The 26065-nt window shown below is 29.2% G+C and carries 53 protein-coding genes and 1 tRNA gene; 53 read left to right on the top strand and 1 reads right to left on the bottom strand.

All coding sequences use genetic code 11. The features are described 5' to 3' along the window. Positions 1-80: 80 nt before the first annotated feature. The 3 genes from IC174_RS08865 to IC174_RS08855 all read left to right on the top strand — a co-directional run bounded on the left by IC174_RS08865 (position 81) and on the right by IC174_RS08855 (position 1310). Positions 81-266 (top strand): hypothetical protein, encoded by a 186-nt coding sequence (locus IC174_RS08865; RefSeq protein WP_227482718.1) that lies wholly within the window; start codon positions 81-83, stop codon positions 264-266. Beyond that, on the top strand, positions 256-1056 hold the full coding sequence (locus IC174_RS08860; protein WP_227482717.1) for a BRO family protein: 801 nt from the start codon (positions 256-258) through the stop codon (positions 1054-1056). The genes IC174_RS08865 and IC174_RS08860 overlap by 11 nt, the downstream gene beginning before the upstream one ends. Before the next feature lie 83 nt (positions 1057-1139). After that, a complete protein-coding gene (locus IC174_RS08855; protein ID WP_227482716.1) occupies positions 1140-1310 on the top strand; it encodes a hypothetical protein in 171 nt (56 codons plus the stop codon). A gap of 3 nt (positions 1311-1313) precedes the next feature. Here IC174_RS08855 and IC174_RS08850 read toward each other — a convergent pair whose 3' ends face one another. Next, positions 1314-1547, bottom strand: coding sequence for a hypothetical protein (locus tag IC174_RS08850; RefSeq protein WP_227482715.1), 234 nt, complete (start codon positions 1545-1547; stop codon positions 1314-1316). A 68-nt stretch (positions 1548-1615) separates the two neighbouring features. Between IC174_RS08850 and IC174_RS08845 the strand changes: the two genes are divergently transcribed. The 50 genes from IC174_RS08845 (at position 1616) to IC174_RS08610 (ending at position 25974) form a co-directional block, all read left to right on the top strand. Further along, positions 1616-1813: a helix-turn-helix domain-containing protein gene (locus tag IC174_RS08845; RefSeq protein WP_227482714.1), complete on the top strand. Its 198-nt coding sequence runs from the start codon at positions 1616-1618 to the stop codon at positions 1811-1813. 140 nt (positions 1814-1953) lie between these two features. Then, positions 1954-2283 carry a helix-turn-helix domain-containing protein gene (locus IC174_RS08840; RefSeq protein WP_227482713.1) on the top strand — a complete coding sequence of 110 codons (330 nt, stop codon included), beginning with the start codon at positions 1954-1956 and terminating at the stop codon, positions 2281-2283. 133 nt (positions 2284-2416) lie between these two features. Further along, positions 2417-2599, top strand: a complete 183-nt coding sequence (locus IC174_RS08835) for a hypothetical protein (protein ID WP_021385604.1) — start codon at positions 2417-2419, stop codon at positions 2597-2599. After that, positions 2589-2834, top strand: a complete 246-nt coding sequence (locus tag IC174_RS08830) for a hypothetical protein (protein WP_131023942.1) — start codon at positions 2589-2591, stop codon at positions 2832-2834. Before IC174_RS08835 ends, IC174_RS08830 begins: the two co-directional genes overlap by 11 nt. Positions 2835-2911: 77 nt before the next feature. Then, positions 2912-3190, top strand: a complete 279-nt coding sequence (locus IC174_RS08825) for a hypothetical protein (RefSeq protein WP_227482712.1) — start codon at positions 2912-2914, stop codon at positions 3188-3190. Beyond that, positions 3180-3800, top strand: a complete 621-nt coding sequence (locus IC174_RS08820) for an ERF family protein (protein ID WP_227482711.1) — start codon at positions 3180-3182, stop codon at positions 3798-3800. The genes IC174_RS08825 and IC174_RS08820 overlap by 11 nt, the downstream gene beginning before the upstream one ends. Positions 3801-3814: 14 nt before the next feature. Next, positions 3815-4681, top strand: coding sequence for a hypothetical protein (locus IC174_RS08815; RefSeq protein ID WP_227482710.1), 867 nt, complete (start codon positions 3815-3817; stop codon positions 4679-4681). Positions 4682-4746: 65 nt separating this feature from the next. Further along, positions 4747-5004: a hypothetical protein gene (locus IC174_RS08810; protein ID WP_227482709.1), complete on the top strand. Its 258-nt coding sequence runs from the start codon at positions 4747-4749 to the stop codon at positions 5002-5004. An 11-nt stretch (positions 5005-5015) separates the two neighbouring features. Beyond that, the gene (locus IC174_RS08805; RefSeq protein ID WP_227482708.1) at positions 5016-5366 is read left to right on the top strand and encodes a hypothetical protein; all 351 of its coding nucleotides are present in this window, start codon (positions 5016-5018) and stop codon (positions 5364-5366) included. A 3-nt stretch (positions 5367-5369) separates the two neighbouring features. Then, positions 5370-5750 carry an NUMOD1 domain-containing DNA-binding protein gene (locus tag IC174_RS08800; protein ID WP_227482707.1) on the top strand — a complete coding sequence of 127 codons (381 nt, stop codon included), beginning with the start codon at positions 5370-5372 and terminating at the stop codon, positions 5748-5750. Then, a complete protein-coding gene (locus tag IC174_RS08795; protein WP_227482706.1) occupies positions 5719-5859 on the top strand; it encodes a hypothetical protein in 141 nt (46 codons plus the stop codon). The genes IC174_RS08800 and IC174_RS08795 overlap by 32 nt, the downstream gene beginning before the upstream one ends. Further along, on the top strand, positions 5856-6029 hold the full coding sequence (locus IC174_RS08790; protein WP_227482705.1) for a DUF3797 domain-containing protein: 174 nt from the start codon (positions 5856-5858) through the stop codon (positions 6027-6029). The genes IC174_RS08795 and IC174_RS08790 overlap by 4 nt, the downstream gene beginning before the upstream one ends. Then, on the top strand, positions 6029-6154 hold the full coding sequence (locus IC174_RS21105; RefSeq protein WP_255613033.1) for a hypothetical protein: 126 nt from the start codon (positions 6029-6031) through the stop codon (positions 6152-6154). The genes IC174_RS08790 and IC174_RS21105 overlap by 1 nt, the downstream gene beginning before the upstream one ends. Further along, on the top strand, positions 6147-6470 hold the full coding sequence (locus IC174_RS08785) for a hypothetical protein (protein WP_227482704.1): 324 nt from the start codon (positions 6147-6149) through the stop codon (positions 6468-6470). Before IC174_RS21105 ends, IC174_RS08785 begins: the two co-directional genes overlap by 8 nt. After that, a complete protein-coding gene (locus IC174_RS08780; RefSeq protein ID WP_227482703.1) occupies positions 6470-6658 on the top strand; it encodes a hypothetical protein in 189 nt (62 codons plus the stop codon). Before IC174_RS08785 ends, IC174_RS08780 begins: the two co-directional genes overlap by 1 nt. After that, entirely contained in the window at positions 6651-6815 is a 165-nt protein-coding gene (locus tag IC174_RS08775; RefSeq protein WP_227482702.1) for a hypothetical protein, read from the top strand. Before IC174_RS08780 ends, IC174_RS08775 begins: the two co-directional genes overlap by 8 nt. Further along, complete coding sequence (locus IC174_RS08770; protein ID WP_227482701.1) at positions 6815-7168, top strand: hypothetical protein; 354 nt, start codon at positions 6815-6817, stop codon at positions 7166-7168. Before IC174_RS08775 ends, IC174_RS08770 begins: the two co-directional genes overlap by 1 nt. 94 nt (positions 7169-7262) lie before the next feature. Further along, complete coding sequence (locus tag IC174_RS08765) at positions 7263-7484, top strand: hypothetical protein (RefSeq protein WP_227482700.1); 222 nt, start codon at positions 7263-7265, stop codon at positions 7482-7484. Then, positions 7481-7672 carry a hypothetical protein gene (locus IC174_RS08760; RefSeq protein WP_227482699.1) on the top strand — a complete coding sequence of 64 codons (192 nt, stop codon included), beginning with the start codon at positions 7481-7483 and terminating at the stop codon, positions 7670-7672. Before IC174_RS08765 ends, IC174_RS08760 begins: the two co-directional genes overlap by 4 nt. 11 nt (positions 7673-7683) lie before the next feature. Continuing rightward, the gene (locus tag IC174_RS08755; protein WP_227482698.1) at positions 7684-8679 is read left to right on the top strand and encodes a nucleoid-associated protein; all 996 of its coding nucleotides are present in this window, start codon (positions 7684-7686) and stop codon (positions 8677-8679) included. Between the two features lie 10 nt (positions 8680-8689). Continuing rightward, a complete protein-coding gene (locus IC174_RS08750) occupies positions 8690-8980 on the top strand; it encodes a hypothetical protein (RefSeq protein WP_227482697.1) in 291 nt (96 codons plus the stop codon). Positions 8981-8999: 19 nt separating this feature from the next. Continuing rightward, complete coding sequence (locus IC174_RS08745; protein ID WP_227482696.1) at positions 9000-9170, top strand: hypothetical protein; 171 nt, start codon at positions 9000-9002, stop codon at positions 9168-9170. Continuing rightward, positions 9163-9342, top strand: a complete 180-nt coding sequence (locus IC174_RS08740) for a hypothetical protein (protein WP_227482695.1) — start codon at positions 9163-9165, stop codon at positions 9340-9342. The genes IC174_RS08745 and IC174_RS08740 overlap by 8 nt, the downstream gene beginning before the upstream one ends. 70 nt (positions 9343-9412) lie before the next feature. Further along, positions 9413-9607, top strand: a complete 195-nt coding sequence (locus IC174_RS08735; RefSeq protein ID WP_227482694.1) for a hypothetical protein — start codon at positions 9413-9415, stop codon at positions 9605-9607. 137 nt (positions 9608-9744) lie between these two features. Then, positions 9745-10152: a RusA family crossover junction endodeoxyribonuclease gene (locus IC174_RS08730; RefSeq protein ID WP_227482693.1), complete on the top strand. Its 408-nt coding sequence runs from the start codon at positions 9745-9747 to the stop codon at positions 10150-10152. A gap of 62 nt (positions 10153-10214) precedes the next feature. Beyond that, positions 10215-10952, top strand: a complete 738-nt coding sequence (locus tag IC174_RS08725) for an antA/AntB antirepressor family protein (protein ID WP_227482692.1) — start codon at positions 10215-10217, stop codon at positions 10950-10952. A 93-nt stretch (positions 10953-11045) separates the two neighbouring features. Continuing rightward, a complete protein-coding gene (locus IC174_RS08720; protein ID WP_227482691.1) occupies positions 11046-11534 on the top strand; it encodes a hypothetical protein in 489 nt (162 codons plus the stop codon). Positions 11535-11854: 320 nt separating this feature from the next. Further along, positions 11855-12610, top strand: coding sequence for a DUF5986 family protein (locus IC174_RS08715; RefSeq protein WP_227482690.1), 756 nt, complete (start codon positions 11855-11857; stop codon positions 12608-12610). A 33-nt stretch (positions 12611-12643) separates the two neighbouring features. Continuing rightward, entirely contained in the window at positions 12644-13792 is a 1149-nt protein-coding gene (locus IC174_RS08710) for an XRE family transcriptional regulator (RefSeq protein ID WP_227482689.1), read from the top strand. Between the two features lie 68 nt (positions 13793-13860). Beyond that, positions 13861-13992, top strand: coding sequence for a hypothetical protein (locus IC174_RS21100; RefSeq protein ID WP_255613378.1), 132 nt, complete (start codon positions 13861-13863; stop codon positions 13990-13992). A 201-nt stretch (positions 13993-14193) separates the two neighbouring features. Then, positions 14194-14270: transfer RNA gene (locus tag IC174_RS08705), tRNA-Ile, on the top strand. Between the two features lie 78 nt (positions 14271-14348). Next, positions 14349-14555 (top strand): hypothetical protein, encoded by a 207-nt coding sequence (locus IC174_RS08700; protein ID WP_219674184.1) that lies wholly within the window; start codon positions 14349-14351, stop codon positions 14553-14555. 155 nt (positions 14556-14710) lie between these two features. Then, entirely contained in the window at positions 14711-15412 is a 702-nt protein-coding gene (locus IC174_RS08695; protein ID WP_227482688.1) for a BRO family protein, read from the top strand. A gap of 59 nt (positions 15413-15471) precedes the next feature. Beyond that, a complete protein-coding gene (locus IC174_RS08690; protein ID WP_227482687.1) occupies positions 15472-15732 on the top strand; it encodes a Gp49 family protein in 261 nt (86 codons plus the stop codon). A gap of 14 nt (positions 15733-15746) precedes the next feature. Further along, a complete protein-coding gene (locus IC174_RS08685) occupies positions 15747-16115 on the top strand; it encodes a hypothetical protein (RefSeq protein ID WP_227482686.1) in 369 nt (122 codons plus the stop codon). Positions 16116-16195: 80 nt separating this feature from the next. After that, positions 16196-16879: a phage terminase small subunit gene (gene terS / locus IC174_RS08680; RefSeq protein ID WP_227482685.1), complete on the top strand. Its 684-nt coding sequence runs from the start codon at positions 16196-16198 to the stop codon at positions 16877-16879. After that, the gene (locus IC174_RS08675; RefSeq protein ID WP_227482684.1) at positions 16869-18110 is read left to right on the top strand and encodes a PBSX family phage terminase large subunit; all 1242 of its coding nucleotides are present in this window, start codon (positions 16869-16871) and stop codon (positions 18108-18110) included. Before terS ends, IC174_RS08675 begins: the two co-directional genes overlap by 11 nt. A gap of 5 nt (positions 18111-18115) precedes the next feature. Then, positions 18116-19567, top strand: coding sequence for a phage portal protein (locus IC174_RS08670; protein ID WP_227482683.1), 1452 nt, complete (start codon positions 18116-18118; stop codon positions 19565-19567). Then, positions 19560-20564 (top strand): minor capsid protein, encoded by a 1005-nt coding sequence (locus IC174_RS08665; protein WP_227482682.1) that lies wholly within the window; start codon positions 19560-19562, stop codon positions 20562-20564. The genes IC174_RS08670 and IC174_RS08665 overlap by 8 nt, the downstream gene beginning before the upstream one ends. Before the next feature lie 87 nt (positions 20565-20651). Beyond that, positions 20652-20903, top strand: a complete 252-nt coding sequence (locus IC174_RS08660) for a hypothetical protein (protein WP_227482681.1) — start codon at positions 20652-20654, stop codon at positions 20901-20903. A 1-nt stretch (position 20904) separates the two neighbouring features. Beyond that, the gene (locus tag IC174_RS08655) at positions 20905-21315 is read left to right on the top strand and encodes a hypothetical protein (protein ID WP_227482680.1); all 411 of its coding nucleotides are present in this window, start codon (positions 20905-20907) and stop codon (positions 21313-21315) included. Beyond that, entirely contained in the window at positions 21316-21882 is a 567-nt protein-coding gene (locus tag IC174_RS08650) for a hypothetical protein (protein ID WP_227482679.1), read from the top strand. 18 nt (positions 21883-21900) lie between these two features. Then, on the top strand, positions 21901-22173 hold the full coding sequence (locus IC174_RS08645) for a hypothetical protein (RefSeq protein WP_227482678.1): 273 nt from the start codon (positions 21901-21903) through the stop codon (positions 22171-22173). 69 nt (positions 22174-22242) lie between these two features. Continuing rightward, positions 22243-22806, top strand: coding sequence for a phage scaffolding protein (locus IC174_RS08640; RefSeq protein ID WP_227482677.1), 564 nt, complete (start codon positions 22243-22245; stop codon positions 22804-22806). Between the two features lie 11 nt (positions 22807-22817). Beyond that, on the top strand, positions 22818-23717 hold the full coding sequence (locus IC174_RS08635; RefSeq protein ID WP_227482676.1) for a capsid protein: 900 nt from the start codon (positions 22818-22820) through the stop codon (positions 23715-23717). Next, positions 23717-24007, top strand: a complete 291-nt coding sequence (locus tag IC174_RS08630; protein ID WP_227482675.1) for a hypothetical protein — start codon at positions 23717-23719, stop codon at positions 24005-24007. The genes IC174_RS08635 and IC174_RS08630 overlap by 1 nt, the downstream gene beginning before the upstream one ends. A 9-nt stretch (positions 24008-24016) precedes the next feature. Next, positions 24017-24427, top strand: coding sequence for a hypothetical protein (locus tag IC174_RS08625; RefSeq protein WP_227482674.1), 411 nt, complete (start codon positions 24017-24019; stop codon positions 24425-24427). After that, positions 24421-24768 (top strand): hypothetical protein, encoded by a 348-nt coding sequence (locus IC174_RS08620; protein WP_003433540.1) that lies wholly within the window; start codon positions 24421-24423, stop codon positions 24766-24768. Before IC174_RS08625 ends, IC174_RS08620 begins: the two co-directional genes overlap by 7 nt. Beyond that, a complete protein-coding gene (locus IC174_RS08615; RefSeq protein ID WP_009893135.1) occupies positions 24768-25058 on the top strand; it encodes an HK97 gp10 family phage protein in 291 nt (96 codons plus the stop codon). The genes IC174_RS08620 and IC174_RS08615 overlap by 1 nt, the downstream gene beginning before the upstream one ends. Before the next feature lie 109 nt (positions 25059-25167). Then, complete coding sequence (locus IC174_RS08610) at positions 25168-25974, top strand: hypothetical protein (protein ID WP_009888838.1); 807 nt, start codon at positions 25168-25170, stop codon at positions 25972-25974. Positions 25975-26065: the final 91 nt, after the last annotated feature.

The raw sequence follows: 26065 nt of genomic DNA, 5'->3' as shown, positions 1-26065 counted from the left end.
ATAGATGTTAATATGTATTTATACAAACAAAATATTGTTGAAAAAGTAATCATACAAACATTAATCAAGAGGTGAAGTAAATGAAAAAAAATATGAATGAATCAATTAAGACAGGTACAGAAATAGGTATATTAGCAACAGAATTAGAACCAATATATCAAGCTTATATATTAAATTCTATCAATAATTTTTTATTCGCTCAAAAAACACAAAATTCAAAATTAAAGATTAAAAATAGAACGGGGGATATTGAAGATGAAAAGTAATTTACAAGTATTTAGAAATAAAATTTTTGGAGAAATAAGAGTATTAGATAAAAATGGAGAGTGTTGGTTTATAGGAAAAGATATAGCAGAGCAATTAGGTTATTCAAATGTAAGTGATGCTTTAATAAAACATGTTGATGAAGAAGACAAAGAGCAAATCGCATTTCACGATTTGAAAGAATTAGGATTTATTGATATAGGAACAAAGGGTACTCCTATTATTAATGAAAGTGGACTTTATTCGCTAATATTAAGTTCTAAGTTACCAAATGCAAAAGCATTTAAGCGTTGGGTAACTAATGAGGTATTACCAAGTATTCGCAAGACTGGTACATATAACATAATAGATTCTCAGCAAAAGGATAGTTACATAATAGAAAATCCGATAGAGCGTGCTAAACGTTGGATAGAGGAGCAAGAAGAAAAACAACTAGTTATTCAAGAAAATCAAGTAATGAAACCAAAAGCAGATTACTTTGATGCTTTAGTAGAAAGAAACTTACTTACAAACATAAGAGATACGGCAAAAGAACTTGGAGTCAAAGAAAAAGTGTTTGTGTCATGGCTAATAGAGAAGAAATATTGTTATAGAGATACAAAAGGTAAAATAAAGCCTTATTCTAACAAGATGCAATATTTTGAGTTAAAAGAGTTTACAACACCACATGGACATTCAGATACTCAAACATTAATAAATCCAAAGGGAAGAGAAGCATTTAGATTATTACTTATAAAAGATGGATTAATTACAGAAAAAGAGCAAGGGTGTCAAATAACTTTATTAGGTTAAGTAAAACTAGCACTTTGAGAATTAAATACAGAATATTTTGAAATATATTATTTTAATTAATTATTAACTAGGAGGTTAAATACATGAAAAATAATACAAGTGATTCAAGAGTAAAATATTTTTGCAAGTGTCCATACTGCGGGTTTGACAATGAGGCAGAAGTTAAAAAAGGATTGAAGCCTAAGATATGTTGCATGTGTACAAAAGAAGTTGAATATGAAAAACTGGAGCAACAAAGTACTCCAGTAAAATAGAGATTAATAGATATAAATGTCTTTACAAGAATCTAATTCTTTTTCTAAAGTATCAACAGCTTGATTGTATCTGTGTACATTCGATATTACAGATTTAATGTTTTGAATATCTTCTTTGCATACAGAACATGTTAGTCCGTTATTGCAAACTTCCCTAAAATAAGAGTCATTTATGATGATTTTTGTGTCACAGTTCGAACAAGCAGCTTCAATTTTAGTTATTTTATCAATAGTCATAAGTCACCACCTAACCATATATTTGTAGGATATATCCTACAAATATATTATATCAAAGGAGGAAATTAATGGCAATTAATGACAACATAAACAAAATTTTAAGAGATAGAAATTTAAAAGCATGGAAATTAGCAAAAGAAATAGGAGTAGATTCAGGAAATTTATATGCAATTTTAAGAGGAGAAAAGAAGAACCCAACTGTAAACACTTTAATAAAAATAGCTGACTATTTAGACATTACATTAGATGAATTAGTCGGAAGATAGGAATGATAAAAATGAAAAATAAAGAAAAAGCATTATTACTTAGAGCAGTTCTAATTTTAATTTTCTACTTTTTAGGAATTGAATTTAGCAAAGTTTTCTTTAAATAATAAATCTACATATACAGAAAGGGTGAGATAAAAATGAGCACAGCATTACAATTCATAGACACAAAAGATTTAGTGCAAGAATTAATGCAAAGAGATGATACAACAGACATCATAAAGATGTTTTTAGATAGAGAAGGAATTAAAAGAATGGATTTAGTTACAGTAAAGGAGTTCTGTGAGTACTTGAAAGTTTCTGATTCAACTGCAAGAAACATGATAAGAGAAGCAATGGCACAAAACCATTATACTGTAATTCCTCTAGGTAGTTCATACAGGATAGATTTAATTTCTTTTGAAGAATATGTAATGAAAAATGCAATGAAAGATAGGAATGTAATGAAAAAGAGAAAGGGGGTGATTTAATTGACTCTAAGATGGTTTCTAAGATTCTGTATAAAACATAAAAAAGTACCTACACCAAAGTTTTATATAGAGTGTATAAGTTACATGGAAGAATGTAAGCAAAGAGGACTCGAACTTTAAGGGGGGATTGAACATGGAAGTAACAAGAAGATTTTTAGAATATAAGATACAAAGTTTAAGAAAGAAGATAGAGGACAGAGAATCAATCGGATATAAGTGTAAGTCAGATGAAAAAGTGCTAGGAGCATATGAGGATATTTTGCTTATGCTAAATTCAGAAATTGAATCAATAGGGGGAGTGGAAAATGAAAAGTAGACAAGAATTAATTAAAGATATAGAAAAATACAGAAAAGCACAATACTTAATATATTTAGATATAGTACAAAGGGCATGGGCAGATAGAAGTCTTACAACAGATGAACAAGACAGAATTAAGCATGAAGCATATGCAGAGTACAAGAGGATAGAAAAAGATACAGAAGAAGCAGAAGAACTGCTAATGAGAGAAGAATTTGAAACAGATAGACCATTAAGTGTTCAAATAATGTAGAAAAGAGCCATTCCAGTGGCTCAATTCAAAAACATACTAAAATTTAATTAGCTATATTATAGCACAAGGGGGAAGAAATGAAAACTAGAAATGAGATAATTAAGGATTTAGAAAATAGAGTATTTATATTAAAATTTACTAGATTTGAAGGAATAGAAGCAGAACAAGCTTTAGGAAGTATTGCAGGACTAGAATATTGTATAAAAAGGCATAAAGAAAATTGGACAATAGAGCAGTTTAAAGAAGATTTAGAAAAGCAAAAATCAGATGGTTTATATGGAGACTATATAGATGGATGGGAAGGTGTTTTAAAAAGAAACATAAGGGACATGGAGCGTGATGGAATTGGAATCTAATATTTATATTAAATTAATGGATGTAAGAGTTAAATTTAGTAAGTTAAATCTAAAGAAAAGCGGAGAGAATAAGTTCGCTAACTTCAAGTATTTTGAGTTGGCAGACTTCTTGCCACAAGCTACAGAACTATTAGAAAAAGCCAAATTATGCCCTATAGTAGTTTTTACAAATGACTATGCAACATTAACACTAATTAATGGAGAAAACCCAACAGAACAGATTGTATTCACTTCTCCAATGAGAGACTTACAACTTAAAGGCTCTAATGAATTACAAGCATTAGGAGGTATAGAAACCTATCAGACTAGATATTTATATATTCAGTTACTTAACATAACTGAGAATGATAGTTTTGATGCAGTAAGTGGAAAAGATGAATCTAAAAGTAATTCTAATAATACTCAACAAAGTAAAAGTACAGTAGATAGAATATTGACTGACAAACAACTAAGTAGACTATATGCAATAGCTAATAGTGCTGGAGTTAATAAAACATTATTAAAAGAACAGATTTTTAAACAATTAGGAAAAGACATAAAAGATTTAAATAAAAGTGAATATGATGCTGTTTGTACAGCTTATGAGAAACAAGCCTTTAAAGGGGCTTAATAGGAGGTGATAGAGTGGCAGTTTTTAGACAGATATATACAAGCTTTTGGACTGACCCAAAAGTACAAGAGGAATGGACACCAGAAGATAAATTCTTCTTCATACTTCTTCTTAGTAATCCTCAGACAACTCAAATAGGAGTTTATCAAGTGACTAAGAAGCAATTAGCATTTTGGATGGGATACTCAGAAGAAAGTATAAGAGCATTAATGGATAGATTTATAAATCACCATAAGTGTATTAAATATAATCCCGATACTAGAGAAATTGCCATAAAAAACTGGGGCAAATATAACCTAACTAAAGGTGGCAAACCAATTGTAGATTTACTCAATAAAGAACTCAAAGAGGTTAAAGATATTGAGTTAATAAAATATGTAATTCCATCAATAGAAAAATCAGATATAAGAAAAATATTTGAGGACTATTATGAAATGGCTAGAAATAGCGATTCATACGATACGTCGACGATACGTGAACGAATCGTACCACGATACGGGGACAATAACAATAAGAATAACAATAAGAATAACAATAAGAATAACAACAACAATAAAGACGATTCGGTGGTTGTGGATAAAATAAAACAATACTTTGATTTAGAATCTAAAGACATTGAAAAAATTGTTGATGTATTTATACATACAGGTAGAGGAATTGACTACTTAGAAGAAAAACTAAGGTTGGTTAAAAATACAGATGGAGTAAAAAGTATCACAGGTTATCTTATAAAAGCATTAGAAGAAGATTACAAGCCTATACAAAGTAAATTCAATAAAAATAAGTTTCATAATTTCAATGAAACCTTTGGACAATATACAGATGAGGAATTAAAAAACATGGCTACAAGAGGTCAACTTGAAGAAAGTAAATTTGGATAAATTAAATAATCTAGGGAGTAGTTATACAATATTACTTCCTAGAAGTTAAAAATATTGGAGGGAAAATGGAAGAAGAGTATGGAAAAATCTTTTTAGAGTGTGATGGTGAAAGATTTGAATTTATACAGAACAATTCAACAGAAAAAATCAAGTTAAGTAATAGAAAAACTGATAAATATGAACCATTAACAGGGAAAGGAACTTTTGAGATTATATCTGTAAATGAGTGTTTAAAAAAAGATATGTTGTGGCTTAAAATATTGTATTTATCAGCATCTATAGCGAAAATAATGCAATATAAAATGTTAGGTATTTCAAAATGAGGAGAGCTGAAATGTTGGAAAAGACAAGAAAAAATAAGGTTAATGTTTGTTATAAATGCAGAAATGAAGATATAAGTAAGGATGCAAGGTATTGCAAGATTTGTGGAATAGGATTAAGAGTTATGGAATTAGTGAGTGTTTTTAACTTTGAAACAGGAGAAAAAACATGCTCATTTTTAACAGGCAAAGAATGTCTTATAGATTTTGGAGATTTAAGAGAAGGCAATATGTGTAAGTTATTCTTTGAAAATTCAGAATTAAGAATTATTGGAGTAGAAAATATTTATCAAGATGAAAGAGGTATATTTATTGAAGCTGGCGAGTGTAGCTATGAAATAATATTTAAAGATTTGGAGTGGTAGAATATGGCTAAAATTTGGGTAGATGCAGGAACGTTTTTAGAAAAAACTATTGATATAGAAGATATGTTTGAGCTTAATTTAAGAAAAGTAAGACAAGCAAATGAAAGTAAGAAAATAAAGCTGAAACTTAATGAATCGAAATTCAAGAAAATAAGGAAAAAACCAACTAATGATACAAAAAGTAAACCTATAAAAGTTTTTAATATTGAAACTGGAGAAGTTAGGATTTTTAAAAGTGCAAAGGCTGCAAGTAAATATTTAAAAATTAGTGGAGATTATGCTAGTTGTTTAGCTAGAGAAAATAGAGTAACTAGAGAAGGTTGGAAAGCTGAATATATTCAAGGAGTGACAGATGGTATTAGCAAATGTAGAGCAAGTAATTAAGTTAGCTGAAAAGATAATAAATAAGAGAAAGTGTTCAATTAATAAAGCAATTGATACAGCTATAAAAATATTAAGTAGATATGAATGTGAGGGGATGTTAGAAAAATGAAATTAAAAGATATTATAAAACTTGGAGAAAAATATTGCTATTGCCCTGATTGTGGTAATGAAAAGATTGGAAATGATGAAGGCAAGTTAATAGTTGAAGAACACACATATTATAGAGAATGTAAATGTGGATTTAATATATTAGTTGATGATAGAAAGAATGAAATCTAATGAATATCTTAACTAGTTTACTTTTAATAGGAATTAGTTTTGTAGCAGGTAGAATTTATGAGTATAGATTGAATCTGAAAGAGTGTGAAAATTGCGATAATATGGGAGGATTTAAAAATGAGTAAAGTTATACAATGTGATTTTTGTAAGAGAATATTTGAAAAATATAATGGAGAATGTATTGAGCTATATAAAAAGGATTGTAGCAAAGGAGTACTTGGGATGGATAAACACATATGCCCAACTTGTTATGAAAAATTGGTTGAAGGGGAAATAGAGAAAGTAGAAAATGCTAAAAGATTTAAGGATAAATTGATAGACTTTTTGTTTGAACATGAGATTTGTGACTGTTGTGCTTGTGATTGTATGTTTGTTTCTGATGATGAAAAAAAATGCAGGGCAGGAATTAGAGAATGGGTTGAAAATGAGGTGGAAGAGTAATGAACGAACTCATACAGTGCGATTTTTGTAAGAAGACAATTAATGTTGAGAAACAAAAATATTTTATTAATAAAGAAAAGGGCAATACAAGTCTACTTAGGTATATAGACATACATATCTGTGAAGATTGTTGGAATCTTGGAATAAAAAATTATTGTAAAAATAAAGAAGGAGCTAAGAATGACTAATTTTGAAATGATAAAAAGTTTGGATGAGGATGGAATGGCTGATTTTCTTGGGAGTACTGATTGTGTTTGTGAGTATTGTGCTTATGAAATTGAGACTTGTATCTATAGTTGTTTTGTTGGATGCAAAGAGTGGCTTGATATGGAGGTAGAAGAATAATGCATGAAGAAGAATATGAACAATTAAAGTGCGAAAGAGAGGATATAATAAAAAAACTTGAGGAGTATAAACAATTAAAGCGTACAGAAGAAAATATAACGAAAAAAATTGAGAAATATGAAGAATTGAAACATAAAAAAGAGCATGCATATAAGCAAAGTCAATTTCTTTATGCAGGAACACATGGAGATGGAGTAATAAAAATAGTTTTTTCTAATTTTACAGAAGGATATACAAATTTTAGTATACATGAAGAAGCGACAGAAGAAGAGTTCGAATTAGCAAGAAGAGCATTGCATGAAGTTCTTTGCAAACTTACAAGTAAATACATGGAAGATATGCAAAATATCTAATTAAAACAGTTTAGAGAGTTGCAAAATTTATCTTAATATAAATATTGTTTAAGTGTTTTGCGACTCTTAAAAATGAAAATAGAGAGGGGAATAAATGTCAAAATATATATTGAGATGGCAAATGGGATTGTTGTTAGAAAATAAAAGAATTCACTACACATATGGTAGTAAAGAAATGTTAAGACAAAAAGCAGAAGTATTAGCTAAAGATGACAAGATATTATTTATAACAATAGATAAGATAGATGAAGTTATAAAAGATACTAGAAGTCAGAAAATGGCTGAATATTTTGAGAATGAAGGGGTGGAGTTGTGATAATATGTGCAATGGTTAAAACTAATAAAAAAGGTTCGTATACTCATGGTGAAATTAAAGTAGATGATGATGTTTTAAAAGGTATGAGTGATGAAGAAAAGACAGAATATATGAAAAAAATAGCTCAAGAATACATTTGTGAAAATCTCATAGATTGGTACTGGTTTGGAATTGGAGAAAATAATTAAAGGGGTGAATTATGATAATACACAAATTTATAATACATGTTTTAGATAAGAATAGCGATACTCCAATATTAAATGATTTTGAGGGGAGAGTTAGTCAAGATATTGAAGTTTTCTTTCAAAAGAAAATCAACAAAGTATTAAGAGATAATGACATCAGAAAAGCAGTATTTAATGACTATAGTAACAATCTGATTAAGAAGTGTTGTGAACAGATAATATATGATGAAAGTTCATTTTTAAATAACTCTAAAGAGATTGCAGCTTATTTATTTGAGGTTATGAAAGTGAATGCTACATTAGAATCTTGTGACTTAGCAATATGTTTATATACTGAAAAAGATGAAAAGAGAGTTGCTATATTAAAACTTGATTACAACAAGTCGTATACTCATTCTATTGAGTTTGAAGATGATAAATTTAACATACAGATGTCAGCCAATGAAGTTAATATACAAGAGACTAAAGCAATTAAAATAGGGGCAATTATTGGTTTGAGTGGAATGAATGACGAATACCATTTAAGAGTCTTAGACAAGGATGCAGAAAAGGAAGAAACTAATTCTAAGTTTGTTACAGAGTTTTTAAATGCTACTAAAATTAAAGATGATAAGTATAAGACTAAGGTGTTTAAAGGCTTGGTAGATTCCTTTATAGCGAATTTATATAGTGATATGAAGCAGGGCGAAGACGTAAGAAGTATCTTGCTTTACATGCTAAGAGAAAAGCAAAAACTTGATATAAATGAGTTTACTGAAATAGCAATAAAGGAAGACTTAAAAGATAGTTTTAAGGACCATGTGGAAGAAAAGGGAATTGAAAATTTTAATATTGATAAAAAGTGGGTTGAGAAAAATCTAAAAAATAGACATATAAAAACAGATACAGGATTTGAGATAAAAGGCAAAATGGATGATTTTGAGGATTTTATGAAGTATGGCATTAGACATAATGGGAATGGAACTGTAGATATAATTATTAAAAATGTAAGTTTTTATAGTGAAAAATAAGGAGGTTGCAATGAAAAATCAAGGTCGTTTTGTACTGAATAAACTTGGAACAGTAGATGAAGTAATGAAAAAAGTTGAAATGGATGAAAAAGAAATAAATGTTTATTTAAAAGAACTAAAAGAATGTGAAAAAGCAAAAGTTTTGATTATTGGTAAAGATGGAATTGAAATTCCAATAGTTTTTAAAGATGAAACTATGAACGAATGGTTAAGAAAAGAAATTGAGATAAGTTTTGATAAATTTAAAGATGAAATTATGCAGGTCAAACAAATATTGCTTAAAATTACAGGAGATAATTAGAAAGCTGGAAGGTGCTCATATGACTAATAAAGAAATGTGCGAGTCAAAGAATCTTGGTGAAAGAGAAATATATAAGGAATTTAGGAAAGAGATTTGTGGTAGTTGTATAAATGATAGAGTAGATTGTGAAAGCAAAGATTGTGATATAGCATATGAAAATTGGTTGGATAAGGAGATTGAAAATGAATAAAAGAATCAAATTAAAAAAAAGAATACTTCATAAAAAATGTGATGAAAGATGTGCCAATTATGACTTTGTAATTAGCAATAACCTTATAACTTGTAATGTGTGTATAGGATGCAGATACAAAGAAAATATGGATAAAATATGTCAAGAAAACTATAAGGAATTAAAAAAATAAAATAAATAGTCAAGGTAAGTTTGTGGATGAAACTAAAAGTTTATAGACTTACTTTGACTTATTAAAAGGAGTGGTTAATATAGTTATTACAGAGTTTAAAGTAACTTGGCAGACAACAAGAGAATGGGAAAAAGGGAACATATACAGTTCTATATTTAATGATTTAGAAGAAGCAAGAGCTTTTAAAAAAGATGAGGAAAATATAAAAGAAAATTATAATGTGAAGCTTTTAAGCAGAGCTATAGTCGAAATTGAAATAGATTAAATATGTGAATTAAAAGGAAGTGATTCTTTGAAAAGGATAAGATGCAGTTGGTGTGGGAAGCTATTTTATCTTAAGGAAAAATCTAAGGATGTTTATTGTTGTAAGGAATGTAGAAAGAAGGCTAAGAAGGTGAAAAAATGAAAGTTTTTCTTGTAATAGATGGAGAGCCAGTTGGGAAAGAAAGACCAAGATTTAATTCGGCTACTAAAAGAACTCATACTCCGCAGAAAACTAAAGATTATGAGAATCTTATAAAGTGGCTATATCAATCTAAAGTTAAGTATCATTTTATAGGTTATATAAAAATGACTTTAAGGTGCTATTATTCTATAGCTAAAAGTAACAGTAAAAAGGTTAAAGAGCAGAAAAGAAATAATGTGTTAAGACCCAGCAAGAAACCCGATATTGATAATGTTATCAAAGTGATAGCTGATTCACTTAATGAAATAGCTTATAAGGATGATACACAGATAGTTGAAATTGTAGCTAGTAAATATTATAGCGATAGACCAAGGGTTGAAGTTATATTGGAAGATATTAGTTGAACAACGGAAAAATCCGTTTATCAAATCATTAGATAAAAATAATTTGGAGGAGGATTATAAGTATGAATGATTTAAAATTAATCGAAAATGAAGGGCTTATAAAAGTATATGCAACAGATGAAGATATAAAAGTTGTAAATGGTAGAGAACTTTGGGAAGGATTAGAAGTAGAAAAAGATTTTTCTGACTGGATTAAAAGTAACTTAGAAAATGTAGATGCAGTAGAAGGAATCGACTTTTCCACTTTAAAGGGGAAAACCTCTGAACAAGGCGGAAGACCTTCAATAGAATATATATTAAATTTAGAAATAGCGAAAGAAATTTGTTTAGTAGCAGGAGCAAGTCCAAGGGCAAATAAGGAACTTAAAAGAAATTCTAAAAATTATAGAAAGTATCTAATTGCAGTAGAAGAAAAATACAAAGCATCAAACAATCTTACAAAAACACAGTTAAATCAAATTAATAATATTGTAAGTAACGCATTATGTGAAATGCAAACTAAGCATGATGCACAGATAGAACAATTTAAAAAAGAATCCTCACAATATTATAGACCTACAAGTAAAACTAAGTATGATATTTCAAGCTACATAAAAGATAGACTAGATATTCCTAGAGCTAATGAGGAGTTTGATTTAGTTAAAAAGAGAACTTTATTAATTCTTGGAGCTGATAAGTGGGAGGATATACCAAAAGATGTGTTATTAAAATCCTTAAATATTATAGATGAATCAATTAGAATTATAAAGTCTGAAAGAAAAACAAATCAGATTAGTTTCTTTGAAAAAGATTTCTGCTAATTAAAAAGAAAAAGGAGTGCTTTCACACTCCACTTGTCAAAAATATAAAACTTTTATGCAAAATTATTATAACATAAACAGGAGTGTGAAAGTATGGATAATAATACCAATAAAAAAGAAATATTCAAGACTGTAGAAGGAAGATTGCATCATTATAAATTTTTAAATGCAGAGATTAAAAATCTTGAATTAGATATAGAGAGTAGAGAGAATGAAATATTTGGATGTAAGGCTATTGGATATGGTGAGAAAGTAAGTCCAACATATGCTTTTAATTCAAGTGTGGAAGATGAAGTTATTAAAAAGGAAAGAGATATTGCGAGATTAAAGAAGATAAAAAAAGATAAGGAAATTGAAAAGAAGAAAATAGAAAATGCACTTACATGCTTAGATATAAGGGAAGAACATTTCTTTAAATTATTTTATAATAGTAAGACTAAAAATAGCATGGTCTATATATCGCTTAAAATGAGTTTAGATGAAAAAACTTGTAGATGTACAAGAAATATGTTGGTTTATAAAATTATGGATATGCTTTATCCAAAGCTTAGAGAAAGTGAATTACCATTATTCAAAAACTAAAAAATTTCCGACTTTTTCCCGAAAAATTCCTATTTTATTCCCGACTTTCTCCCGTTTTTAATTAAAAAAGCATGAGATAATAGTATTGTGGAAATAAAGATTTCCCTCTCAAAACTTAATAATTGGCTAGGGTTAAGGGGTTGTCTTTGCTCTAGCCAAAGTGAATAATTTTTATAATTAAGGATATTATATAAACAATTAAAAAATTTTAAATGACCTTTTAAATATAAAAGATGCATATATTTGTCTTTTAATATTGACACTTTTGCACAAAACGCCTACAATAAATATATAAACATATGTAGGAGGTGCATAATTGTATGCCAGAAGACGCGAAACTAGAAATACCTAATGAAATAATCTCTACAATTGTTCAATGTGTTAATGGAGCTGTTGGAGATAAAATAAAAGAAGATATTAAAAAGCAGAATCTTGTGACTAAAAACAGTATACCTACCCGTATTTGGGATTTATTAAATAGAGACCTTTGTGAAGTACTTAATAGTCCTGATTGTATGGCATATGAAGCTAAACGTGGATGTTGGGGAATGGTCATTATACATGAAAAAAGTAGTGAAAATATTTTTACCATAATGAGAGAGCAACGATTTAAGGAAATATATGAAAAACAACCTGAAAGAAGAAACATGCACTACTTGAATGAGTTGACTAAAAACTTTAATGAAGATTTAAAAGCACCAATTGGGCAAATGTCCTTTTTCCCTAAAAAATTTGATGATGAAGATAAAGTTAAGGAACATGTACAAAAATTACTTTCGAATCTAATAAAAGACAATGTTGTTGTTAACCATCATGCATTAATATTGTTTGATGCATCTGAATATCAACTTACATCTATTCGTGCTGTAATGATTGATACAAACTTAGACATTGTTACAGAAAAAGATTGGAGTTCTTATATATCTATAGAAGAAAGTACTGTTGCAGAAAAAGTTGACAAGACTAATCCTATTGCAAATAACCCTACTCTTGGATTAAACTTAACTTCAAAAGCAGTTGCAAGAAAGAAAACACATCCTTTAAAAAAGGCGAAAAAGGAGGAAGATGCCAAGTAGTCACTTTTTAGTGAATAGATGGAGGAAATAATTATGGAAATTAATTTTAATGGAGAGCGTTTAAAGAAAGCTCGTATATATAGAGGAATGACAGTAGCTGAATTAGCTGAGAGAATTGACTGTCAAAGACAGACCGTTTCGATGTATGAGAATAATAAATCGAAACCAAATGATAATAATGTAGTGAAACGAATAGCAAAAGAGTTAGGTTTTCCAGTTAAGTTCTTTTTAGAAACAGGAAATAATATTGCAATAGGTTCAACATATTTCAGAGCATTATTGACTACAAATAAAAAATATAGAGCAGAGCAAATTCAAAAAATGGAATTTCTAGCAGAAATATATTTCTTCTTACAAGATTATATTGAATTCCCAACATTAAATTTACCAGATTGTTCTGGGAAAACACCAGAAGAAGCTGCTTTACTTTTAAGAGAAGCTTGGGGATTAGGATTAAAACCTATTGATAATATCATATATGAAGTAGAGCAACATGGAATACTTGTAACAAGTTTTTCGACTTCTACAGACGATATAGATGCATTTAGCCAAATGGTAGATATTTCGGGAGAGACAGTTTATCTGATTGGATATTCTAGTAATAAGACTTCTGCCTCTAGAATTCATTTTGATATAGCTCATGAATTAGGGCATATATGCTTGCATGAGTGGAGCGAGGATGTAGAAGCTTTAGAAAAACAAGAATTTAAAGACAGAGAATCAGAAGCTAATAGATTTGCATCTGCATTCTTATTACCAGAAGAGACTTTTAAAATTGATGCTAAGAGAACTCCTTTACGTATTCCAAACTATACAGAATTGAAACGTAAATGGAAAGTTTCTATACAAGCAATGATTCGTCGTTCATATTCTTTAGGAATTATCAGTATGGATGAATATCAGTCTATGATTCGTACTTTACAACGTAGGGGACTAAGAAAATCAGAACCATTAGATGATGAGTTATTAACTTCTCTACCAGCATTGTTAAAAACAGCAGTTTTGATGTTGCTAAATGAAAAAGTTTTTACTCCTAAAGAATTTATGGATGAACTTTCATTTTCATATAATTTTAGTCTAGAACCAGAAGAAGTAGAATATCTATTAAGTTTACCTAAAAATACTCTAACTTCTGCTAAAGTTATACCATTTCCTGATTTACAACTTAAAAAAGATGTTTAACTTATATTTTAAATAGAGCGAGGACTTATGACCTCGCTTAAATTATATAGAATAGGGGGAAATATGAAATGGGAATATTAGAAGGTGCAACAAAGATAAGAGATATAGCAAAAAGAATTGCTATAGAAAAGAAAATAACAGAGCAAGAGGCATGGAATGATGCTATTAAAGAGTACAAGGAAAAATATGAATTTAATTAAGACCAGTATATGGTCTTTTTTTATTACTATGAACAGACTAGGCAGGGCATGAGGATGCTGTTAGTTCAATTCTAACTATGTTCAAAAGGTTTTATTAATACACTATGTTAGTATTTGAATTGAGATTAAAATCTCATACAGTTTTGTATCTTAATTCAGAGGTCTAAAAATCGGGTGGGGCTTGGTAACCTCACTCAACATAGCAGTATAGCTCAGATGGTTAGAGCAGTCGATTTATACTCGAAAGGTCATAGGTTCGATTCCTATTACTGTTACCACAAAGTATATACCTCCCCTATAAAAAGACTAAGTTTGGGTAAGCTTAGTCTTTTATTTTTTTACAGGAGCATGATAATATGAATGATTTAAGAGGAAAGATAATAAAAGAATTAGATGAATTTAATATAGATGCTGATGATGAATTCTTAGATTATGGAGTTGAATATGTTGAGAGTTTTATAGGAAAAAGTGCTATTAGTGAAGATTTATTGATAAGAGGAGTAGTGCTTACAGCAAAATATATAGTAAATATGAAAGCAAAAGATGGCTCAAATAAGGCTTAGATTAATTTCTAGGTCTTTTTTCATACAAAAATTAATAAGTTTCAGATGTCGGAGTTACCGACATCTGAAAAGGTCTATTAAAAATGCATAATATGCACTATTCGGATATGCATAATGTGCATATCTAAAATTCAAATATCCAGGAGGTTGATTTTATGAAACTAAAACTTGTTAAAAAAGGAAAATTTTTAGGGACAACATGCGACTTTTACATGAATGAAGAAAAAGAAATATTTATGAGCAGAACACAACTAGGTCATGCTCTTAAATATTCTAACCCAAGTAAAGCGATAGAAAATATACATAATAGAAACTTTGAGTATATGAGAGGAAAATCTATTGAAATAACGGGGGCTCAAATTGAGGGGTCGATATATAAAAATAAAAATGCTAAGAAAATATATATGTATAATGAAAAAGGAATCTATGCTATAGTAAGAAAATCTAATATGCCTGTTTCTGATGAATATTTTGATTGGGTATATGAAGTTATACATTCTATAAAAGAAAATGGATACTATATAGCTAATGAAAAAGATGAAGAATGGTTAGGTATAAGAGCTGAAGGTAAAAAGGTTAGAAAAGATTTTACAGATGAAATACAAGAGTTTGTATATTATGCTACTAGTCAAGGAAGTAATAAACCTCAAATGTATTATAAACATTTTACTGAACTTGTAAGAAAAAAATTAGGTATACCAAAAGGTGTAAAAAGAGATGAGTTAAATCAAAGCGAACTGTTTGATATACAAGCACTTGAAAGAATTATATCTATGAAGTTACCTAAGTTAATAGATAAAGATATGAATTATAAAGAAGTATATAAAAAGATTAAGGAATTAATAGAAATGATATAAATGACTGTCTTGAGGGATGGTCTTTTTTTATACAATAAATTAAGAAGGAGAATAAGATTATGAATAAAAATTCAATAACTCAGCAACAAATAGATGATTTGTTTAATCAAGCTGAAAAGATAGCGGAAGTGTATTGGGGTAAGTGTACAGTAATGACAATACAACTTCAAAATGGATTTACTTTAGTAGGACATAGTGCTTGTGTTGACCCTGCAAACTATGATGAACAAATAGGACTAGATATTTGTGAAGAACAAATTAAAAATGAACTTTGGAAATTAGAAGGTTATAGACTTCAATGTGAACTAGGAAAATTATAAAAGGAGAATGAATTATGGAAGTTAAAAACAGTTTATGCACACAAAATTATACTAAGCTTTATTGCGAGGATAAAGAAGAATGGAAGTATAATGCCCCATGTTACTTTATATTAGGAAGAGCAGATTGTGAGGATGATTGTATAGAACCAATTCAATATCTTAGTTTTCAAGAAGGAGCTGTAAAAGAATGTGGCGTCAATGGAATTAATAATGAAGATGTAATATTAGCAGTTATAACAAGATTAGAAGCATTTCAAGATAGCGAATATGCTTGTAAAGAGAATGAGAAGGCTATAGAGAAGTTAGAAGAATGCTTGATGTGGCTTAGAAAAAGAACTTTAGATAGACAAATGAGAAATATTGAAGGAACTAGTGGTATTTAGAATAGGAGGCCTTAAATTAGAAGATATAAAATTCTAGGTCTTTTTTTATTCCCAAAACGACAAACAAATGAGGTGGTGATGTGCAAGATGTCAAAGAAAATGTAAAACAAGATTACCTAAAAGGTATGAAACAAAAGGAAATATCAGCAAAGTATGACATTAGTTTAAACACCTTAAAGTCATGGATTAAGAGATACAATTGGGCTAGTGAGAAAAATAAGAGTGCACCTAAAAATAAAAGGGGTGCACCCATAGGTAATAAAAATGCCACTGGCCCACCTGGAAATAAAAACGCTGAAAAGTTTGGTTTCTTCTCAAAATACTTACCTGAAGAAACTCAAGACCTAATTAATGAGATAAAGAATAAAGATAAATTTGATATTCTTTGGGAACAGATAACCATTCAATATGCAGCAATAATAAGAGCACAAAAGATAATGTATGTTAAAGATAAGGAAGAAATGATTAAGGAACTTAAGAAACATGAAAGCACAGAAAATGGCGAGAAGATAGAGTATGAATTTCAATTTGCATGGGATAGGCAAGCATCTTTTCTTAATGCACAGAGTAGGGCAATGAGTGAGTTAAGGAGTTTAATTAAGCAGTATGATGAAATGATTCATAAGGATTGGAATTTGGTTACAGAGGAGCAGAAAAATAGAGTTGAAAAGTTAAAATGTGAAGTAAGAGAACTTAATAGAACTGATGATGAAGATGATGAATTAAAAATAGTAATAGATTATGGTGATTTTAATGATAACTAGAGTACAATTTAATCCATCTTTTAGAGAAGCTAACTTTACTAAAAAAAGATACAGAGCAATGAAAGGTTCAGCAGGTAGTGGAAAATCTGTTAATGTAGCACAAGATTATATCCTAAAGCTAGGTGATAAAAAGTATCAAGGAGCTAACTTATTAGTAGTTAGAAAATCAGAAGCTACACACAAATATTCAACCTATGCAGAACTTACAGGAGCTATAAATCGTATTTATGGTAAGCAAGCTGATAAGTATTGGAAAACAACTTTAAATCCTTTAGAAATTAAAAGTAAAGTTACTGGCAACTCTATAATATTTAGAGGCGTTAATGATGCAAAACAGAGAGAAAAATTAAAATCAATAAACTTCTCAAAAGGTAAATTAACATGGGTTTGGTGTGAAGAAGCTACAGAACTTATGGAAAGTGACATAGATATACTAGACGACCGTTTAAGAGGTATTTTAACTAACACTAATTTATACTATCAAATGACATTTACATTTAATCCGGTTTCAGCCACTCATTGGATAAAAAGAAAGTATTTTGACTATAAAAATGATGATATATTTACTCATCATAGTACTTATCTACAAAATAGATTCATAGATGAAGCTTACTACAGAAGAATGCAAATGAGAAAAGAGCAAGACCCAGAAGGGTACAAAGTCTATGGTCTTGGAGAATGGGGAGAAACTGGTGGAGCAATACTTAAAAATTATGTTATACATGAATTTCCTACAGAATTTGAGTATTTTGACAATATGAGGTTATCACAAGACTTTGGATTTAATCATGCAAATGTAGTACTTAGAATTGGCTTTAAGGATGGAGAGTTATATATATGTAACGAAATATATGTACATGAAATGGATACCTCAGAAATCATAAAGATTGCAAATAGTATAGGTTTAGAAAAGACTCTATTTATGTACTGTGATAGTGCTGAACCAGATAGAATTAAGATGTGGAAGAGTGCAGGATATAAAGCTAAAGGAGTTAAAAAAGGGCCAGGAAGTGTTAAAGCTCAAATAGATTATTTGAAACAATTAAGAATACATGTACATCCTAGTTGCACCAATACAATAAAAGAAATTCAACAATGGAAATGGAAACAAGATGAAAGAACAGGATTATATCTTGATGAACCAGTTGAATTTATGGATGATGCAATGGCAGCTCTTAGATATTCTATAGATAATAAACTTAAAAATAATGGAATAAGCTTCTTGAAGTAAAGGAGGTGTTGAATATTTATATAAGTGAAACAGATTTAATAAAAGCTCAACTAAAAAAAGAGAGTACTTTTAATCTAGCAAGAGTTATAGAACATTATATTTTAAAGCATAGACCAGAGAAATACAAACAAGGAGAAGAATACTATTATGGTAATACTGATATAAACAATAAGAGAAGATATTATTTCTTAGATGGAGCTAAGGTTGATGATTTTACTAAGGTTAATAATAAGGCAATTAATAACTACCATAAACTTTTAGTTGACCAAAAGGTGGGCTATAGTGTTGGAAATCCTATTGTATTTAATGCAGATGATGACAATTTCACTAAGCTTTTAAATGATATACTAGGGGAAGAATTTGACGATACAATAACAGAACTATACCTTAATGCTAGTAATAAAGGGATTGAATGGTTACATCCATATATTAATAGAAAAGGTGAGTTTAAATATGTAATAATACCTGTTGAGGAAGCTATTCCTATTTGGGACAGCAAAAGGCAAAAGGAGTTAGTTGCATTTATTAGATTCTACTACATTGAAGATATAGATGGTAACAAGATAAAAAGAGTTGAATATTATACAGAAAATGATGTAACTTACTTTATTGAAAGAGGTAATAGTTTTGTTCAAGAGCTTTTATATGATGAATATGGAAAATTGACAGAAATACAAGAGGGTCATTTTAGAGTAAACAACAATGAGCAAGGATGGGGCAAAGTACCTTTTATACCTTTTAAAAACAATGAAAAGTGTGTCTCAGATTTAACTTTCTATAAATCATTAATAGATATATATGACAATAACATTTCTACACTTGCAGACAATTTGGATGAGATACAAGAGTTTATTTATGTATTAAAAGAGTATCCAGGCACAAGTCTACAGGAGTTTATAGATAATATAAGATACTATAAATCGGTTAAAGTAGATGATGGAGGTGGCGTTGATAAATTAGAAATAAGCATACCAATCGAAGCTAAAAAGGAGCTTCTTGATAGATTAGAAAAGAACATAATTATCTTTGGTCAAGGGGTTAATCCCGAGTCTCAAAATACAGGTGATAAATCGGGTGTAGCACTTAAATTTTTATATTCACTACTTGATTTAAAATGTTCTAAGACTGAAAAGAAGTTTAAAAAAGCAATTAGAGAGCTTTTATGGTTTGTATGTGAGTATTTAAAGATAAGTAGCAGTAAGAGCTATGATTATAAGTCAGTTCAAATAACATTTAATCATTCTATGATAATAAATGAATCTGAAAAAATAGACATGGCTTCTAAATCAATTGGAATTATATCAGATGAAACTATTGTTTCTAACCATCCTTGGGTTGAAGATGTTAATGACGAACTTGAAAGACTTAAAAAACAGAAAGAAGAAAGTATAAAAGAATATGAAGATGCTTTTCCAACTAAAAAGAAAACTGAAGAAGGTGAATCTATAAATGAATAATATGGATTACTGGATAAAGACATTTAATCAGTTAGAAGAAGATGTTCATAACAAAGGTGATACCTTTAACAAGGAACTAGAAAAACAATATGACATAATACTTTACAATATCCTTAGAGAAATAAATAATTGGTATATGAAATTTGCTAAGGATAATAAAATAAGCATGCAAGAAGCTGAGAAGTTATTAAATTCAAGTGAATTAACTGAACTTAAATTATCGTTAGAAGAATATATCAAGTATGGAGAAGAAAATGCAATTAGTCAAAAGTGGATGAAAGAACTAGACAGTGCAGTTAAAAGAGTTCGTATAAGCAGACTAGAAGCATTAGAGTTAAAAACAAGGCATCAAATTGAAGTATTATATTCAAAAGAGTATGAGAATGTAAATAGACTTATAACAGACACATATAAAGATAGTTATTATCATACTGCTTTTGAGACTCAAAAAGGTGAAGGCTCAGGAGTTTTATTAGCCATGCTTATTCCAAATATGATTAATAAAATAATTAATAAACCTTGGACTACTGATGGAATAACATTTAGTAATAGAATATGGAATAAGCATAGACCAAGATTAATAAGTGAACTTGATAAAGGATTAAAACAAACTTTAATTAATGGAGCATCTCCTGGAGACTTAACAAATAAAATTAATAAAAACTTTAATACAAGCAAAGAAGAAGCTAAGTTATTAGTAAAATCTGAGCTTGCCTTTTTTAGTTCAGCAAGTCAAAGGGATTGTTTTAATAGTCTAGGTGTTGAGAAATATGAAATAGTAAGTGCATTAGATAGTAGGGTTTGTGAGAAAAGATGTAGTCCTCTTGATGGCAAAGTTATTGAAATGAAGCATTATGAAATAGGAATTACAGCTCCACCATTTCATCCTAGATGCAGATGTGTAGTAGTGCCATATTTTGATGGTGAAGAAAGTTACAGGGCAGCAAGAGAAGAAGACGGTGAGACTTATTATGTGCCATCAAAGTATGAAGTATAAAGAATGGTATGAGAAATATGTTAGAGACACTTACTAAATTAGTAGGTGATTTTATTATGTGAAAATTTATTGAAAGGGTGACTTGAAATGCTTAAATTATATATTTTATCAGTAATTGTGTTTTGTACAGGGCTTTACTTATTAAAAATGAGGGTTGATGGTAACAAGGAATTAATTGAATTATTTAAAAGTATGAATGTTAGAAAAAGAAAAAAATATAATTTTATTTTTCTAGCTTTATTCCCACTACTCAATTTTATTTTAGGTGTGATACTCATACCATATTCTTTGCTTGTTAGTAATGAAAATATGGTTAAAGCTTTAAGGAGGAATAAGTAATATGGCTAAGTTTAAAAAGAAATCCGAGGAAGTAGAAGCTTTTAAATGGATATTAGGAAGTCCAAACACTCCTAGATGGTTTTATCAAGCTTTTGAGAAGGGAACTATATGGCTTGATGAATCTTTAAACTCTATGAATCGTAAAGGTGAAGTAAAGAAAACTATCTGTATAAAGTATGGAAATGGAGTCATTAGAGCAAATAATAGAGATTGGATTATAAAAGATAGTGAAGGTAAAATCTATTCTTGTGCATGTGGGGAATTTGAAAAGTATTATGAGGATTTAGATGATGAAAAAACAAAGATTTCTGATAAAGTTTTCAAATATCCAAGTGAGATGGTATCAAAAGAGGTAAGGTTAATATGTCCAGAAATGAAACTTGAAATTGTAGGATTTAAGGAGGATGAATAAATGGCTAGATTTGTAAAGAAAGCAATTGAAGTGGAAGCTTTTAGATTTGACATAGATGTAGAACCAACAGTATGGATACGAAAAGAGATTGAACGTGGCAACGCTTGGGTTGAACACTCTATTGCTAAGGGGGAGGCTAAATTATTCATAAGAACTCTTGAAGGGGTAATATATCAAGCTAATATAGGAGATTACATTATACAAGGTGTAAAAGGAGAAATATATCCTTGTAAAGCCGATATATTTGAAATGACATATCAAAAAGTTGAATATACTGCAACTATTGAGAATTTAACAAACTATGCTGAAAATTTAGAACAAGGGCATAGATACATTGATAAAGAAAAGGTTAAGAAAAATAGCTTAGAATTTTCAGCTAAGTTAAAATTAGATACAAAAGACTTTGATAAAAATATAGAAAATACTACAAAAGAAATTGAAACACTCGATGAAGCAGTAGACAGACTAGAGAAAAAATTAAATAGGATATTTGCAAAAGAAAATAAAGTTGATATAGATAAGATTGTAAAACAATTAGAAGAAAGTCTAAGAGAACGTATTGAATAAGTTTTTGGGGATGGAAATATGTTTAAACAGAAATATATTAAGAAGTCAAATAAAATAAGTGCTAGAAATATTATAGCATTTATTATTAAAGTTATTGGTATAGCTTTAGGTATTTTTATAGGTATCAACATAATCATGGCTCATGTTTTAGGAATAGCTAATATGGTAGATAATAATACTTTTACCTGTGTTAGATTAGTTTATGGCTTAGTAGGAGTTATAAGTGGATATTTAATAGGAAAAGCAATATACCTTATAGCTTCACTAATAAGCTGTATTATTTATGAATAATAATATTGGTTTTAGTAAGTCCTAGATAGGACTTTTTTATTATGTAAAGAATGAAAGGAGATATTTAAAATGGATTGGTTAAAAGAATTGCTAGAAGGAATAAAAGTAGAAGATAATAAAATTGATGTAGTTTCTCTTCAAAAATCTATAGAAAAGAAAATAAAGGAGACTACAGTTACTCAAGAAGATTATACAAATCTTGAAACACAGCTTAATACAGCTAATGAAACTATTAAAAAGTTTGAAGGAGGTATGACAAAAGAAGATGTAGAGAATCTAAAAACAACTTATGAAACTGATAAGAAAACTTTGGAAGAAACCTACAAAAAAGAAATTGAAGAAAAAGATTTTAATTACTGGTTAAATGATGCTTTTAAGTCTGTTAAATGTAGGGATGAGATAGCGTTAAAAGCTCATTTAGACATGGAAGCACTAAGAAATAGTAAAGATAGACAAAAGGCTTTTGAAGAACAAATAAATCCTTTGAAACAGGATAAAGATTATTTGTTTAATGCAACGCTAGAAGGTGAAGAACCTAAAATAGATACGATAACACCAGGTCAAGAGCCTAAGATAAATGATTTTGGTTTTAATTTTACTGGGGTAAGACCTCATGAAAATAATAATAAATAGGAGGAAATAAAATGGCAGCACTAAATTATGCAAAAGAATATTCAAATGTTTTAGCACAAGCATATCCTTATACTTTAAACTTCGGGGATTTGTATGCTACAGAAAATAATGGAAGATATAGATGGACTGGGTCTAAAACAATAGAAATACCAACTATATCTACAACTGGAAGGGTAGATTCAAACAGAGATACAATAGCAGTAGCTCAAAGAAACTATGATAATGCTTGGGAACCCAAGGTATTAACTAACCAAAGAAAATGGTCAACATTAGTTCATCCAGCGGATATTGACCAAACTAATCATGTAGCTTCAATAGGTAATATAACTCAAGTATACAATGAAGAACAAAAGTTCCCTGAAATGGACGCTTATTGTATATCTAAAATATATGCTGATTGGACATCACTAGGCAAAGTAGCAGATACAACAGTTATTACAACTGCAAATGTCTTAGAAATATTTGATATGATGATGGAAAGAATGACAGAAGCTAGGGTCCCAGAAAATGGAAGAATATTGTATGTTACACCAGTAATAAACACTATTATTAAAAATGCTAAAGAGATACAAAGAACAGTAAATATAAAAGATGGAGGGACTTCTCTTAATCGTCAAACAACTGATATAGATACAGTAAAGATAATTAAAATTCCATCAGCACTTATGAAAACTGCATATGATTTTACAACTGGATGGAAAGCAGGAGCAGGAGCTAAACAAATAAATATGTCTTTAATACATCCATCCGCAGTAATTACACCAGTCTCTTATCAATTCTCTACATTAGATGAACCAAGAGCAGTTACGGAAGGAAAATACTTGTACTTTGAAGAAAGTTTTGAGGATGTATTTATATTAAATAAAAAAGCTGATGCAATACAATTTGTTGTTGAAGGAGCTGGAGCATAATGGCACAAGTAAGGAAATTAAATAGAATATTAACTATAGAAGAATGTAGGATAGATGATTTCTTAGAAATGGGATATGACTTAATAGATGAAACTGGTAAGGCAATAAAGTATGGTAAGTCATTAAATATAAAAGATTTGGTAGCTGAAAATAATATTTTAAGAAATAAAGTTGAATCTTTAGAAGAAGAAAATAAGCAGCTTAATGAGAAAGTAAAAGTTTTAGAGGAAGAAAATAGTCAATCTACAGAAAAAGCAGAACTTACAGAAAAAAGTAAGACTAAAAAGTAGGTGGATGTTATGAAAAAAGAAGCTGATAATGTGATTGACAGTATAGAAAAAAGACTCGAAGGGTTTGGATATGTTCTAAAGGATGGAGATAAATGGTTAATAGATTTTGTAAAAGAAAAGATAGAGAATATAATTAAACTTGATTGTAACATAAAGACTATACCAATTAAGTTAAAAGAAATTGAAGTAGATATGATAGTTGGAGAATTTCTATTTACTAAGAAGAATATGGGTCAATTAGATATAGAAAGTCTTAATTTCGAAGTTGTAGAAAAGTCTATATCAGAAGGTGATACAAAGGTAGATTTTGCTATAGGAAGTGGTTCTCAAACACCAGAACAACGCTTTGATAGCTTAATAGCTTATCTTACTACTTATGGTAAGAATAAGATATTAACCTTTAGGTGCTTAAGATGGTAAGTAAAACTAGAAAAGCAATAGAAATGTTATATAGAGATAAATGTACTATAGTTGAGTATCAGCCAATTAAAGACCCTGTAACAAAACGAACTAACAATAAAGAAGTGATTGTATTAGAAAATCAACCATGTAAACTTTCATATAAAAATATAGTTTCTGCTACAGAAGGGAAATTAGCTAAGCTAGAGCAAACTATTAAACTCTTTATATCTCCAGATATAGAAATTAAAGCAGGTTCAAAACTTATTATAAATGATAAAGAGTATGTAAGAAGTGGAGAATCAGCTATATATCCAAATCATCAAGAAATAATACTTGAGTTATTTAAGGATAAAGCATAATGGCTAGATGGGGCAGTGTTGATTTTAGAGAGTTTAAAAGAGTTTGTAAAAAGATGGAGAAATTTACAAAGATTGATTTAGATAAGTTTTGCAAGGATGCAGCAAGAGAATTAGCAGCAAGACTCTTAGGAAAAGTAATTAGAAGGACACCAGTTGATACAGGATTTTTGAGAGAGGGTTGGAGTGGAGTAGCTTATGCTAGGTCGCTTCCTGTTTACAAACAAGGTAATAATTATATTATAGAAGTTGTTAATCCAACTGAATATGCCTTAACACAATGGGGCATATAAAACCCAGCAAAATCGGTAAACGCTAAGTGTAATAGTGTTACATTATAAAGTAGGTAGAATATGGACATAGAATAACTCTTGATTTATAATGTATAAAAGAGGTGATTTTATGGCAAAATTTTTAGATATTACAGGAAAAAAATTTGGAAGGCTAAGAGTCATTAAATTTTCTAAAGAGATAAAAAGCGGTAAAAGAAATAGGAAATATTGGTTATGTAAGTGTGATTGTGGAAATTTCAAAGAAATAAGAACTGACTCTTTAACTAGTGGCTTAGTGCAATCTTGTGGATGTTTAAAAAAAGAACAAGATAAATTAAATTTAACAGACAAATACCAATTTAAAAAGAAATATAAGGTTCAAAATAAAAGACTTTACAGTATATGGAAGGGTATAATATCTAGATGTACAGATAAAAATAATAAAAGATACAATAGATATGGTGAAAGGAATATAATTGTGTGTGATGAATGGTTTTGCTATGATAATTTTGCAAATTGGGCATTGAGTAATGGATATTCAGAGAAACTTACAATTGATAGAATAAATAATGAAGGAAATTATGAATCAAGCAATTGTAGATGGGTGGATATAAAGACACAATGTAGAAATAGGTCAACAAATATATTAGTAAAACATGAAGAAAAAGAAATTACATTGATAGAGCTTTCTGAAAAAACAGGTATTTCATACTCTTGCTTAAGAAGTAGATATTCTAAGGGATTAGTAGGAAATAAGCTTATAGAAAAAGTTAAGATTATTGAAGAAAGCAGAGCTAAGTTATCTATTGAGGATGTAAAAGAAATTAGAAAAAAGTATTCTGATGGATATACAATAAAACAACTAAGTGAAATATATCCTGTAACATATTCATCTATATCAAATATAGTCCATAGAAGAACATGGAAAAATATTTAATTAATTATATATGCCAATACCGAGGAAAACCTATAGATTGCGGATAGGCTATAGGTTTCCGTAGAGCGTAGAGAGTGAATAAATATAATCT

The sequence above is a fragment of the Clostridioides sp. ES-S-0001-03 genome (assembly GCF_020676075.1).
Lineage (GTDB): Bacteria > Bacillota > Clostridia > Peptostreptococcales > Peptostreptococcaceae > Clostridioides.
Note: the sequence above shows the minus strand (reverse complement) of the source record. Positions and strands in the feature narration are given on the sequence as shown.